This is a genomic window from Actinophytocola xinjiangensis (assembly GCF_001921215.1).
Lineage (GTDB): Bacteria > Actinomycetota > Actinomycetes > Mycobacteriales > Pseudonocardiaceae > Actinophytocola > Actinophytocola xinjiangensis.
In genome coordinates this window covers 515159-527473 of sequence record NZ_MSIF01000002.1, presented here as the reverse complement: position 1 = coordinate 527473, position 12315 = coordinate 515159, and the positions used below count along the sequence as shown (strand labels likewise).

At 70.2% G+C, this 12315-nt stretch carries 12 protein-coding genes; 5 read left to right on the top strand and 7 right to left on the bottom strand.

Annotated elements, in window-relative coordinates; all coding sequences use genetic code 11:
- Positions 1 to 123 precede the first annotated feature (123 nt).
- The gene (locus BLA60_RS07120; RefSeq protein ID WP_084734711.1) at positions 124 to 3216 is read left to right on the top strand and encodes an AfsR/SARP family transcriptional regulator; all 3093 of its coding nucleotides are present in this window, start codon (positions 124 to 126) and stop codon (positions 3214 to 3216) included.
- Positions 3217 to 3293: 77 nt separating this feature from the next.
- On the opposite strand, the gene BLA60_RS46145 is transcribed toward BLA60_RS07120, so the two are convergent.
- Positions 3294 to 3428: a hypothetical protein gene (locus BLA60_RS46145; RefSeq protein WP_281257419.1), complete on the bottom strand. Its 135-nt coding sequence runs from the start codon at positions 3426 to 3428 to the stop codon at positions 3294 to 3296.
- Between the two features lie 200 nt (positions 3429 to 3628).
- Here BLA60_RS46145 and BLA60_RS07115 point away from each other — a divergent pair, with 200 nt between their 5' ends.
- The 4 genes from BLA60_RS07115 (at position 3629) to BLA60_RS07100 (ending at position 6769) form a co-directional block, all read left to right on the top strand.
- Entirely contained in the window at positions 3629 to 4558 is a 930-nt protein-coding gene (locus BLA60_RS07115) for a hypothetical protein (protein WP_075131916.1), read from the top strand.
- Between the two features lie 46 nt (positions 4559 to 4604).
- Entirely contained in the window at positions 4605 to 5480 is an 876-nt protein-coding gene (locus tag BLA60_RS07110) for a hypothetical protein (RefSeq protein ID WP_154814178.1), read from the top strand.
- Positions 5477 to 5692, top strand: a complete 216-nt coding sequence (locus tag BLA60_RS07105; protein ID WP_075131914.1) for a MerR family transcriptional regulator — start codon at positions 5477 to 5479, stop codon at positions 5690 to 5692. Before BLA60_RS07110 ends, BLA60_RS07105 begins: the two co-directional genes overlap by 4 nt.
- 273 nt (positions 5693 to 5965) lie before the next feature.
- Complete coding sequence (locus tag BLA60_RS07100; RefSeq protein WP_075131913.1) at positions 5966 to 6769, top strand: AfsR/SARP family transcriptional regulator; 804 nt, start codon at positions 5966 to 5968, stop codon at positions 6767 to 6769.
- A gap of 147 nt (positions 6770 to 6916) precedes the next feature.
- Here BLA60_RS07100 and BLA60_RS07095 read toward each other — a convergent pair whose 3' ends face one another.
- From BLA60_RS07095 to BLA60_RS07070, 6 genes are all read right to left on the bottom strand, one after another.
- Positions 6917 to 7423 carry a carboxymuconolactone decarboxylase family protein gene (locus BLA60_RS07095; protein ID WP_245811855.1) on the bottom strand — a complete coding sequence of 169 codons (507 nt, stop codon included), beginning with the start codon at positions 7421 to 7423 and terminating at the stop codon, positions 6917 to 6919.
- Positions 7424 to 7436: 13 nt separating this feature from the next.
- Entirely contained in the window at positions 7437 to 7889 is a 453-nt protein-coding gene (locus BLA60_RS43050; RefSeq protein ID WP_075132114.1) for a DUF6187 family protein, read from the bottom strand.
- Positions 7876 to 9183, bottom strand: coding sequence for an FAD-dependent oxidoreductase (locus BLA60_RS07085; RefSeq protein ID WP_075131911.1), 1308 nt, complete (start codon positions 9181 to 9183; stop codon positions 7876 to 7878). The genes BLA60_RS43050 and BLA60_RS07085 overlap by 14 nt, the downstream gene beginning before the upstream one ends.
- Entirely contained in the window at positions 9180 to 9665 is a 486-nt protein-coding gene (locus tag BLA60_RS07080) for a DUF6423 family protein (protein WP_075132113.1), read from the bottom strand. Before BLA60_RS07080 ends, BLA60_RS07085 begins: the two co-directional genes overlap by 4 nt.
- A 170-nt stretch (positions 9666 to 9835) precedes the next feature.
- Positions 9836 to 11464: an FAD-dependent oxidoreductase gene (locus BLA60_RS07075; RefSeq protein ID WP_075131910.1), complete on the bottom strand. Its 1629-nt coding sequence runs from the start codon at positions 11462 to 11464 to the stop codon at positions 9836 to 9838.
- Entirely contained in the window at positions 11461 to 11991 is a 531-nt protein-coding gene (locus BLA60_RS07070; protein WP_075131909.1) for a DUF5987 family protein, read from the bottom strand. The genes BLA60_RS07075 and BLA60_RS07070 overlap by 4 nt, the downstream gene beginning before the upstream one ends.
- Positions 11992 to 12315: the final 324 nt, after the last annotated feature.

The window sequence follows — 12315 nt, the reverse complement described above, 5'->3', positions numbered from 1 at the left end:
ATGAGACACTTGGCAACTCATGTACCACCCGGTCAAGCACTAGGATGACGGTGTTGTATCGGGTCGAAATGACGTGTGGCACAGCATCGGGCGAGTTGCACACCTAGGCTTGGAGGGGGACATGTGCTCGCACTGCGCCTACTCGGCCCCCTGGAGCTGACCTACGACGGCGCGGTCTGCGACATCGGGGGAACCAGGCAGCGGGTCGTGCTGGCCATGCTCGCCCTCAACGCCAACCGGGTCACCCCCATCGACCAGCTCATCGACGCGGTGTGGGACACCGAGCCGCCGACCACCGCACGGGCCCAGATCCAGATCTGCATCTCGGCCCTGCGCCGCATCCTGAGCACCGCCGGCGGCACCACCAAGATCCGCACCCGCGCCCCCGGCTACCTGCTGGAGATCGCCGAGTCCGACCTGGACACCGCCCAGTTCGCCGGCCTGGTCACCTCCGCGCGCGCCCACGTGGACGCCGGCCGGATGTCCGAGGCCGTCGCCACGCTGCGCAGCGCGCTGGCGCTGTGGCGCGGCTTCGCGCTGGCCGGACTCCAGTCCGAGCTGGTGCGCCGGGGCGCTGCCCAGCTGGAGGACGAGCGACTGGCCGCGATCATGGAACGGATCCGGCTCGACCTGACGCTCGGCCGCCACGAGGAGATCGTCGGCGAGCTGTTCGCGCTGGTCAAGGAACATCCGCTGCGCGAGCGGCTCTACGAGTTCCTCATGCTGGCGCTCTACCGCTCCGGCCGCCAGGCCGAGGCGCTGGAGGTCTGCCGGCGGGCCCGCGCCACCATGATGGAGGAGCTGGGGATCGAGCTCGGCCAGGGCGTGCGCCGGCTGGAGACCGCGATCCTCAACAGCGACCCCGAGCTGGACATCGCCCCGTCCAACCCGCCGCCGGCCGCGCGCGCCACCCCGGCCGCCGCCCAGGCCGAACAGCAGTTCGTGGTGCCGCGCCGGTTACCCGCCAGCATCGCCGACTTCACCGGCCGCCAGGTCCAGCTCTCGGAGATCACCCGGGTCCTCAGCGACGAGGACGACAGCGAGGACCGCTACGGGATGCGGGTTGTCGCCATCTCCGGCAAGGGCGGCGTCGGCAAGTCCACCCTGGCGCTGCGCGCGGCGCACGAACTGCGCGACATCTATCCCGACGGCCACCTCTACGGCGACCTGGAGTCCCCCAACAGCCAGGAGCGGGTGCGCGGCATGCTCGCCAGGTTCCTGCGCGCGCTGGGCGTGGACGGCAACGCGATCCCCGACGACGAGGAGGAGCGCGCCGACCTCTACCGCAGCCGGATGGCCAGCCGGCGGGTGCTGGTGGTGCTCGACGGCGCGACCAACGAGGACCAGGTCATCCCGCTGCTGCCGGCCGGGCCGGGCTGCGCGGTCATCGTCACCAGCCGCGCGCCGCTGTCCGGGCTGCCCGGCGCGCACACCGTCGACATCGACGTGTTCGACGTCGACCGCTCGCTGGAGATGCTCGGCAAGATCATCGGCGCGAACCGGCTGGAGACCGAGCGGGACGCGGCCGTGGAGCTGGTCACGCTCTGCGGCGGGCTCCCGCTGGCCATCCGGATCGCCGGCGCCCGGCTGGCCTCACGCCCGCACTGGCGCATCGACGTGCTGGCCGCGCGGCTGCGCAACGGCGTGCGCCGGCTCGACGAGCTGTCCTACCGGGGCCTGGTGCTGCGGTCCAACATCGGCCTGAGCTACCGCTCGCTCACCCCGGTCGCGCGCAGCCTGTTCCGCCGCTTCTCGCTGATCTCCACCGCCGACTTCCCGGCCTGGACCTCGGCCGCGCTGCTCGACATCGACCCGTTCGACGCCTACGAGGTGCTGGAGAGCCTGGTCGAGGCCCAGCTGCTGGACACCGTGCAGTACCCGGGCGAGAAGCTGCGCTACCGCTTCCACGACCTGATCCGCGACTTCGCCATCGAACGGCTCCAGGACGAGGAGACCGACACCGAGCGCAACGTGGTGGTCCGCCGGCTGCTCGGCGCGTGGCTGGCCAGGGTCGACCAGGCGCACCGCAAGGAGTACGGCGGGGACTACACGATCCTGCACGGCGACGCGCCGCGCTGGGACGGCGCCCGCGAGCTGGAGGACCTGGACGAGATCGGCGACCAGATCGCCTGGCTGGAGGCCGAGCGCCGCTCGCTGGTGACCGCCGTGCACCTGGCCGCCGACTACGGGCTGTCCGAGGCGTGCTGGGACATCGCCCTCACCTCGGTGACCCTGTTCGAGGTCAAGGGCCACTTCGACGACTGGCGGGAGACCGCCGACCGGGCCCTGGCCGCCGCCGAGGCGGCCGGCGACCGGCGCGGGCAGGCCGCGACGCTCTACTCCCTCGGGGCGATGAACTCGTTGCAGACCCGCCTGGCCGAGGCCGAACGCTGCTACGCCGCCGCGCTGGAGATCTTCACCGAGATCGGCGACGAGCACGGCGCCGCGCTGGTGCTGCGCGGCGAGGCGACCGTGGACCGGATGCGGGCGCGGGGGGCCGACATGCTGCGCCGCTACGAGGAGGCCCTGGCGAAGATGCGCGCGGTCGGCGACCGGGTCGGCGAGGCGCACATCCTGCAGAACCTGGCCAAGGTGAAGATCGACGAGGGTGAGACCGAGGAGGCCTCGGCGATGCTGGAGACCTCGCTGACCCGCTTCCGCCAGGCCGGCTACCTGCGCGGCGAGGCGCAGGCGCTGAGCCGGTTCGCCGAGCTGCACCTGTACACCAACCAGCTCGACCAGGCCCACCAGGAACTCAACCGCGTGCTGCTGATCGTGCGCAACATCGGCGACCGCATCGGCGAGGCCTACGCGCTCTACCGGCTGGGCGTGGTGCGCCAGCGCACCGGGCGGCTGGACAACGCCGAGACCACGTTGCAGCACGCGTTGTCGCTGGCCCAACAGGTCGGCGACCGCATGGTGGCCGGGATGGCGCACTATGCGGTCGCCGAGATCGCCCTGGCGCGGGGCAAGGCCGAAACCGGCGCTGACCACGTCGCGGCGGCGCACGAACTGTTCGTCGAGCTGGGGTCGACGGTCTGGCACGCCAAGACACTGATCCTGCGCTCGGACATCCATCAGGGTGACGGCGCTGACGAAATGGCGACCCAGGATCTGCGTCAGGCCATCGAGCTGCTCAGCACGGTGAGCTCCGTCGAGGCCATGCGACTGCGCGAGGAACTCGAGCGCAATCGCGGCAGTGCGATTTATCGCTGAATTCGGGTCACCGGTGACCTGACCGCCCTCACGACAACGGCCGGGTCACCCACCACATTCACGTCCGAACTATCGCGTCAGTTCGACATCAGGCACGGGGTGGGCGACTGCCAGCTGCAGTCGGCGGTGGCCGTGCCGGCACCGAGGAGGAGCACCGCGAGGCCGAAGAACAGCGAGACGATGGCGACGGCGATCTTGCGAAGAGCAGACATGGCTGTGCCTCCGAGACTGTGTTTGGTGATTTTCGTTTGGCGGGAACCCCGCTCGAGAACCACTCAACGCTCGCTCGCCTTTGGTTGACATTCGATGGATTTAAGAACCGCTATCGCCCGGCGATAGCGGACCGATAGACGCTCGGAAGCCCGCTCCGCGAGATTGACGACATGACTCGCGCAGGCGAAGGACTTCCGAGATGACCGAGGCCCTGCTCCGGCTTCGCGCACACGAGGTGTGGAGCGCGCTGGAGATCATCGACCCGGTCGCGGTGCTCGCGGAGGACCTCATCGGGCGCACGGTCGGGCGCTTCGGACGCCTCTATCGCACCCGCGGCCGGCTGATCGCCTGGGAGGGCGCCGGGCGCAACGGCAGCGAGCTCGTCCTGCTCGAACACCCCGACGCCGTGCCGTGCCTGCTGCCCGCGCAGAGCCTGCGTGACGCGCTGGCCGCCGCGCTCACCGCCGTCGCCGCCCGCGAGCTGCTGGTCGGCGGCGCGGTCACCGTCGGCATGCTCGGCTCGGCCGACACCGTCCAGACCCAGCTGTCGGTCATCGCCAGGAACGTGCCCGACATCAGCCACGTCGCGCTGTGCCTGGCCGACGGCCGCACCATCGAACGCAAGCTGCTCGACCAGCTGGAGCTCACCAGCATCGGCCTGTCGGTCGTGCCGACGCTGGCCGAGGCCGTGTTCGGCGCCAACCTGGTGGTCGCCACCAACCACAGCGCCGCCCACCAGGACGTCTCCGAGCTGCGGCTCGACCAGCTCGCCCGGGGGGCCGTGCTGGTCAACACCACCGGCAAGGACCTGCCGGCGCAGGTGGTCGACCAGGTCGACGGCGTGTTCGTCGACGAGTTCGACCTGATCGACGACCACCGCGACCGGCGCGTGGTCGCCACCCATCTCGCCGAGCCGACCACCGAGTCGGCCAACCTGCACGGCGGTGCCGGACCACGGATCTCCGCCGACCTCGCCCAGTTGCTCACCGGCCGGCACACCGGCCGCCGCCAAGGCGACGACGTCCTGCTGGTCGAGCTTCTCGGCGCACACGAGCTGCACGCGGAGCTGGCCTACCGGATCTACGAGGGCGCCCGGCGCACCGGTCTCGGTGAGCGGATCTCCACCTGAGACGACCTATGTGTGCGCCGGCGGGCGCACGGACTGGGAGAGGGTCATGGCGAGGCAGAGCGGGACACACCGACCGGCTGGCGGCAACGGCGGCCAGCAGACCTGCCACAGCCGGCTGCACAAGTCGGGTGAGGCGGCGCCGCTGGTGCCGGGCCTGTGCCTGTGCGCGGCCTGCCGCGAGACCGTCGAGAAGACGCTGATCGAGCTGCCGACCCTGTTCGACCTGTCCACCGGTGACCTGGATCTGCGCCCCAAGGGCATGCGGGAGCGGGTCAGTGGTCACCGGCCGCGCGGGATCATCCTGCGCGAGGCGGTCGTGTCGGTCCGCTCGGAGATCCTCGGTGTGTTGGCCGCCTGGTGTGGGCTGGTGACCACCGAACGCGGGGTCGACGGCCCGGACGAGCTGTCCATCCGCAAGCTGGTCGGCTTCCTCGCCATCCACCTGCACTGGCTCTGCCAGCACCCGGCCGCCCCGGACATGGTCGACGAGCTGACCGACCTGTCGACCGCGGTCGACGCCGCGCTGCGCCCGGAAACCGGTTTCCGGGTCGCCGTCGGCACCTGCCTGCACGAGGAGTGCGGGCGCCCGGTGCACGCCGAGGCCCACCGCGAGGGCGCCCAGCCCTACGAGGTCTCCTGCGAGGCCGGGCACGTGTGGGCGCCGGAGCACTGGCTGGCCCTGCGCGGAAAGCCGTCCACCAACGGCACGAACGGCACCAACGGCACGACCCCGAACGGCACCAACGGGTCCAACGGCAACGGCGCCACCCACGCCAGGTCCGATGGCCCCACCACCCACCACGACGACAGCGCGCCCACCAACGGCAACGGCAGTGTCAACGGCACCGTCAACGGAACTGCCAACGGCACGGGGCACGCGAACGGCAACGGCGCATCACCGCGCCCGGAGAAGGCGGAATGAACCACCTACCTCAGGAGACCTCGCGCCGGGCACGGACGACCGTGCCCACGCAACTCGCCGCGCTCGCCGCGGGAGTCACCGAGGCCACCATCCGCAAGTGGGCGAGCCGAGGCAAGCTCACCCGCCACGGACGCCCCGGGCGCGCGGAGTATGATCTTGAGGAGCTCTACGAGCTGGTCGTCGAGTCCAGGAGACGAAACACCGTGCGATAAGCTCCTGGCTCCGTTTTCCGCACGGCATTCACGGATGCCGGCGATTCTCCTTTTACCACCCTTTTCCGGGTGGAGTGGCACATCATCCCATGGTGCGCTCGACACACGGTCGAAGCGTGCTTGACACGCCCTCCAGGATCTGTCACGCTTTTCTCGGGATTCGCGCGCCCTGAGAAAGTCCAAGCAAACACAGACCACGACGAAATGCCCATCCTCCAGGTGTGGAGGGTGGGCATTTTGCCATGCAACGGACCACCCAGCAAAGGTTTCGTCATGCGAGTTGAGATCAAGGTTCTCGGCCCCCTGGAGGTCTCCGTCGGAGGAGTGTCGATCGTGCCCACGGCGAGCAAGCCGAGCCAGGTGCTCGCGATGCTCGCCCTCAACGCCGGACACGTCGTCACCACGGCGGCGCTCACCGAGGAGATCTGGGACTACCAACCGCCGCGCAGCGGCGTCCCGACCCTGCACACCTACATCCTGAAGTTGCGCCGCAAGCTCCAGCAGGCGCTGACCGGCGAGAACGACGTCGGCTCGAAGGACATCCTCATCACCCGCCGCTCCGGCTACCTGCTCAACGTCGCCTCCAGCGACGTCGACGCGGTGCGCTACGACCGGCTCTCGGCCGCCGGCCACAAGGCGGTCAACGAGGGTGACCACGAGACCGCGTCCCGAACGCTCGGTGAGGCACTGCGGCTGTGGCGCGGCCCGGCCCTGGCCGACGTGCCGACCGGCCCGCAGCTGGCGATCGAGGCGATGCGGTTGGAGGAGAACCGCCTCGGCGACCTTCATCTGCGGATCGAGGCGGACCTGCGTCTTGGCCGCCACCACCAGCTGCTCGGTGAACTGGCGACCCTGTGCGCCAGGCACCCGCTGATGGAGAACTTCGCAACCCAGCACATGGTCGCGCTCTACCGCTCCGGCCGCCAGAGCCAGGCGCTGGAGGCCTTCCGGCGATTAAGGACCGCCATGGTGGAGCAGCTCGGCGTCGAGCCCTCGACGCGCGTGCGCCAGCTCCACCACGGAATCCTGACCGGACGAGCCGACCTCGACGACCCGAACTTCGTGTTCAACAGCTGATCACGGCGAGGGGGCACACGGCGTCTACCGGGAGCGCGTTCTCGGTAGGCGCCAGCCACGTCGTGATCGTGGCGCTCACTGTAGGCCATTCGGGCGCCCGCGATTTCTCACAGAGTGCGCACTTGATCGTTTTCTGAAACGCCGGGTTCAGTCATCCAGCAGGCGGTTCAGCCCGGCGTAGCCGGTCTCCTTGAGCCGCTTGCCGGACTCGGCGAAGTAGTCCGGTCCCGCGCTGATCCCGTGCCCCTCGACCATCCGGTTCATGAAGTTGAACAACGCGCACACCATCACCGCGTAGTGCAGTGCGCTGTCGTCCCAGCCGGCCGCCCGCACCGCCTCGGCGTCCTCGGGCGTCAGGGCGGAGGGCGTGCGGGTGAGCTTGCCGACGTACCGCAGCACCGGCCGCAGCGTGTCCCCGACCGGCGCGGCGTCCAGGTCGGCGAGCGCGGCGGGGATCGCGCCCTGCTCGATGCCGCACACCTCGGCGGTGACCGTGTGCACGCCGTGGCAGTAGTCGCAGGAGTTGACGCCGGAGACGTAGGCGGCGATCAGCTCCCGCTCGGCCACCGAGAACGGCGCCGGACCACGCATCAGGACCTCGTGGTAGTCCAGCAGCGGCCGCGACGTGTCCGGGAACCGCCTGAAGACGTCCATCAGAACCGGGTTCTCAGGAAGGGAGTTCAGGAAAGACACCGTGTTCCTCCGCCGTTCGAGTGATCTCGGCACACCGCAACCAGCACACCACCAGGTACAGCCGCTGCGCCGGGCTCCCGGCGATCCCGGTGATCTCGGCGCTCGCCGCGGCCAACTGCTGGCGCAGTGACGCCGACCGGACGCCGGGAACGACCCCGGCCAGCGCCGCGTGTGCCACGCGCCAGCGCGCCGCCCCGGCGCGCAACGCGTCGGCCAGCGCCAGGTCGCCGCCCGCGTCGTGGCGCAGCTGGTCGACGACCAGCGTCACCTCCGCCGGGCCGGCGTCGCCGCGCAGGCACGCCACGCCCAGCCCGGCCAGCAGCCGCTCCGGGCCAAGGCCCATCAGCAGTACACCGATCTCGGTCTCCGCGTCGTCGTCCACCGAGGGAAGGGAGAACACCGTGTCGTACGGCTCAGTTCCGCGCACCGGCACCCTCCCGCGTCCTGGCGGCGGCGATCACGCCGGCGATCCGCGCCGTGGCCACCCGGTGGCCGTCGATGTTGCGGGACGCCGGTCCCAGGACCATCGCCGCGGCCGCGCCGGCCGCGAACACCCGTGGTGCGCGGCGGAAGGCCAGCGTGCGCTCGTCGAGGTCGGGCCAGCCGTCGCGGGCGCCGACCAGTTCGTCTGGCAGCAGGCCGGTGCCGATCGAGGGGACCGTGCCGAGCGCGAGGGTGATCCGGTCGCCGGTCACCACCTCGCCCCGGTCCAGCTCGACGCACTTGTCCGACACCGCGTGGATCTCCCGGCCCCGGTGCACGGTCAGCCGCCCGTCGGCCTCCGCCGCCTCCAGCAGCGGCCGGAACTCGAACATCACCGATGCCCGCCGCTGGGCGGCCATCAGCGCCAGGCGCTCCGCCCACGGCGCAGGACCCCGGTGCCCGTCGAACCGCGAGCGGCCCTCGGCCCGGAAGAACGACGCGTTGACGTCCGAGCACTGGTAGCGCTCGGAGTCCTTGCGCAGCACCCAGTCCACCCGCGTGCCGGAGTCCAGCGCGTTGCGGATCAGGTGCGCGGCGGTCAGCCCGGCGCCGACGACGATCTGCCGGTCCGGTGGCTCACCGGCCGGCTCGTCCCAGTAGTCGACCCCGGCCGGCGGACCGCCGGTCCACCAGTGGTCCGGCGCGTCCCGGCGCTCCTCGCCCAGGCACAGCACGACGTGCCGCGCCTGGACGGTGAAGTCCGTGCCGCGCACCAGGACCCGGTCCTCGCCGACGTCCAGCCGGCTGACCTCGCCGCGCCAGAGCCGTTGCGGCACCTGGTGGATCGCCGAGGTGTGCCGGCAGTAGGCCTCGAACACGTCGACCGGGACGACCGAGCGGTGCCCGGCCTGCGACATCCGGATCTCCCGCCGTTCCACGGGGGTCAGCAGCGACCAGTGCAGCCGCGCGAAGTCCCGCAGCTCGCAGTCGCGGTAGCCCTCGACGCCGGGGTGGTGTTCGTAGGGCGACCGCAGCACCCGCTGGTCGAGCCGGTCGATCCGCGCCAGGAACCGGGAGACCGGCTCGCCGTCGCGGTCGATGACCACCACGTCCGGCACACCGACGTGCCACAGCGCCGTGGCCACCGCGAGCCCCGCCGGGCCGGCGCCGACGATGACGACGTCGGCGATCTCCGGCGGCCAGCGCGGCGGGTCAGGGAGGGTGGCCGCCGGATAGCGCGGCCAGTCCCGGTGGCGGGGCGAATCGAGCAGGTGGGGATGGGGGACGAACGTGGTCACCCGATGACCGTGACCGGAACGATCACCTCGATGACCGGACGCTGCGGCATACCGTTGGAGATCATCTCCTGCAGCAGGTCCTCGGACTTCTCGGCACTGTCGGCCGACACCGGGCTGTACCGGGCGTGGGCGTAGGCCGGGCGCCGGCCCTCGGACTCGATCTCGAAGACCTTCAGCACGGCCTCGCCCGGCCGAACCTCACCGTCGTAGAAGGTGAGCCGCCGCTGGTCGGGGGTGAGGAAGGTCTTGCGGAACTGGCGGGACATGACCATCGTCTCGCCGCCGTCCACGAAGACCGTGTCCTCGTCCGTGGTGACCTGCATGGCGACCCACACCTGGTCGGTCAGGTTGGTCTCGGACTTGATGATCTGCCACCGGCCCGGTTCCGGGAGGTTGATCGACACCGAGACGTCGTAGTCGACGGCGTCGATCGCCCCCGAGATCATCAGCACCCGGCGTCGCACGTCGGCGACGCCGGCCATCTGGATGTCCCTGGCGCGCACCCGCCCCGCGACGTCCAGGCCTGGAACCTCCAGTGAAGACATTCGCTACCTCCAAACAAGAACAACGACAGACCGCGTTGAGCCCCTGATCAGAAAGCCTCAACCAGCGTGACATACGCAGGGCGGGTCCTCAATGCTCCATCCGCCGCTCATGCCGCCGGACGGGCGACGCTGTTCGTCACCGCCTTGGGCAGCGGTGCACCGTAAGTAACGTCGACGCCGCGGTCCCGCGCCGCCGCGACGATGCCCGGGATCGCCCGCTCGGCCAGCGCGGCGATGGTCAGCGCCGGGTTGACCGTCAGCGCGGTCGGCACCGCGGAACCGTCGGTGACGAAGATGCCGGGGTGGCCGCGCAGCTCGTGGCGGTCGTCGAGGGCCGAGGTCGCCGGGTCGTCCCCGATGCGGCAGGAGGAGAGGGGGTGCACGGTGTAGGCACCGACCACGTCGTTGGTCCACGGCATGACCGTCGCCAGGCCGTCCTTCTCCAGGATCTCCTTGACCTTGGCGTCGGCCTGGGCCCAGCCCCGCAGCGTGTTGGGGGTCGGGTCGTAGCGCAGCGGACCACGGCCGAGCATCTGCTGGGAGATACGGAAGGAGTTGCCGGTGGGCGGCGGGGCGCCGAACACGCCCTCGTTGTCGTCCTCGGTCATCAGGAAGATCGTCAGCCACGACTTCCAGCGGCGCAGCAGTTCCTTCTTCTCGCGGCCGAACCAGCTCGGCCCGGTGGCGTCCTGGACCTGGGTGAGGATCGTGCCGAGGCCGGGCGGGAAGAACAGTTGCTCCATGGAGAACCGGTCGTACTCCGGCAGGCCGGCGTCCAGGAAGTCCCAGCACGCGACGACCGGGCCCTTGCCGATCTGGTAGGCCTCGTAGGCCTTCCCGTTCGGCCGGCGGATGCCGAGCAGCTCGGCGGCCCGCTCCTCGTTGATGACCGCGTTGTTGAGCCGCTCGCCGTTGCCGGAGAAGTAGCGGCCGACCGCGTGCGGCATCGTGCCGAGGGTCTCCTCGGAGCGTTGCAGGATCGGCGGGGTCGCGCCGGCACCGGCGGCCACGATGACGATCTTGGCGTCGATCTCGCCGGAGCCGGTGGCCACCCGGTAGTCGACGTCGTCGAGGGTGTTGTAGTGCACCCGGTAGCGGCCGTCGCCGGCGTGCGAGATCTTCTGGACCTCGTGCAGCGGACGGATCTCGGCGCCGTGCTGCAACGCGGCCGGCAGGTAGTTCAGCAGCAGTGACTGCTTGGCGTCGAACCGGCAGCCGGCCATCATCCAGTTGCAGTTGGTGCACCGGCTGGCGTCCACGCCGACCGGGACCGGGTTGGCGGTGTGCCCACTGTGGTTGCACGCCGCGGCCCACAGCCCGCCCGAGTAGGTGATGTCGCCCCAGTCCTGCTGGGTCACCGGCAGCACCTCGGAAACCCTGTCGTACCAAGGGTTGAGCGCCTCACGGCTGATCGCGGCCGGCCACACCCGGCGCCCGATCGAGCCCTGCCTGTCGAAGACGAACCCCGGGGCCCGGGGCAGGGCGGCGAAGTAGACCACCGAGCCACCGCCGACGCAGTTGCCGCCGAGCAGGCTCATCCCGTCGCCGGCGACGAAGTCGAAGGCCCTGGTGTAGGAGGAACCGAGGAGGTAGTCGTGGTCGAAGTCCTTGGCGGACAACCATGGGCCGCGTTCGAGGACGGTCACCTTCGCGCCGCCGGCGGCCAGGTGGTAGGCGGCGATGGAGCCGCCGAACCCGCTGCCGATGATCAGGACGTCGGTGCTTTCCGTGGTCATTCGGGGCTCCCCGATTCGGTCGTGTTCGGGTGGCGCTTGGCGAGTTCCCGGTTGTAGCCGAAGTCCGGGAACCGCCACAGGCCGTCGGAGTCCGGCTTGGCGTAGCCCAGGGTGAGCAGGCTGGGAACACCTTCGGCCAGCACGTCCTCGGTCGGCCGGTGGGGAACGATGTCGTAGGCCATGTTGCTGAACATCACCAGCACGATCCAGCCGTCACGCTCCGGGTTGCCCGGGGCGGTCAGCTCGCTGATCAGCTCGGCGCGGTGCTCGTAGGGCAGCGCGACGAACGCGGGCACGTCGTCCTCCAGCGTCAGCCCGGTGCGTTCGGCGTAGGCGCCCGCGTGCGCGTTGAGCATGTCCGACAGCGGCGCGAGGCCCGCGGCCACCCCGGTCGCCGGGTCGACCAGCAGGTCAAGCGCACCGGCCGCGACGGCCCCCGGATCGTCCACGACACCGGCGATCGCCCGATCGTCGGGGAAACGTTTGACGCCCGGAACGATTGTGTCGGCGAATGCCTCCAGAGTCATTTTCTGAGATTCGTCAGAGAATATCGGGGTCGCATCCACGCGAACCTCCAACACGTCACCGAGAGAGTCGGCAGAGATTTCGACATACCGATTGTCGCAACGGCCTCCGAGGGCGGGCATCTCCATCGTTGCCGTCCTGAGCACCGGCTCTGAGCTGGGTCTACGCCACTTCTTGCGTGGACCTTCACTACTACTGACCCCTAGGTGACCCGTAGGTGGTGAGAAAATTGAGCCCATCAGGAGAACAGTTGTCAAGGCTTTCGGCCGAGCCTACCTTGGCATCGAATCGTACTCATGAGCAACCCTTACCTAAGTGGTGCCAGA

Coding starts and splice junctions, on each gene's coding strand:
- BLA60_RS07070 (WP_075131909.1), bottom strand. CDS start 11,991: ATGACTCTGGAGGCATTCGCCGACACAATCGTTCCGGGCGTCAAACGT.
- BLA60_RS07100 (WP_075131913.1), top strand. CDS start 5,966: ATGCGAGTTGAGATCAAGGTTCTCGGCCCCCTGGAGGTCTCCGTCGGA.
- BLA60_RS46145 (WP_281257419.1), bottom strand. CDS start 3,428: ATGTCTGCTCTTCGCAAGATCGCCGTCGCCATCGTCTCGCTGTTCTTC.
- BLA60_RS07075 (WP_075131910.1), bottom strand. CDS start 11,464: ATGACCACGGAAAGCACCGACGTCCTGATCATCGGCAGCGGGTTCGGC.
- BLA60_RS07105 (WP_075131914.1), top strand. CDS start 5,477: ATGAACCACCTACCTCAGGAGACCTCGCGCCGGGCACGGACGACCGTG.
- BLA60_RS07110 (WP_154814178.1), top strand. CDS start 4,605: ATGGCGAGGCAGAGCGGGACACACCGACCGGCTGGCGGCAACGGCGGC.
- BLA60_RS07095 (WP_245811855.1), bottom strand. CDS start 7,423: ATGGACGTCTTCAGGCGGTTCCCGGACACGTCGCGGCCGCTGCTGGAC.
- BLA60_RS07115 (WP_075131916.1), top strand. CDS start 3,629: ATGACCGAGGCCCTGCTCCGGCTTCGCGCACACGAGGTGTGGAGCGCG.
- BLA60_RS07080 (WP_075132113.1), bottom strand. CDS start 9,665: ATGGCCGGCGTCGCCGACGTGCGACGCCGGGTGCTGATGATCTCGGGG.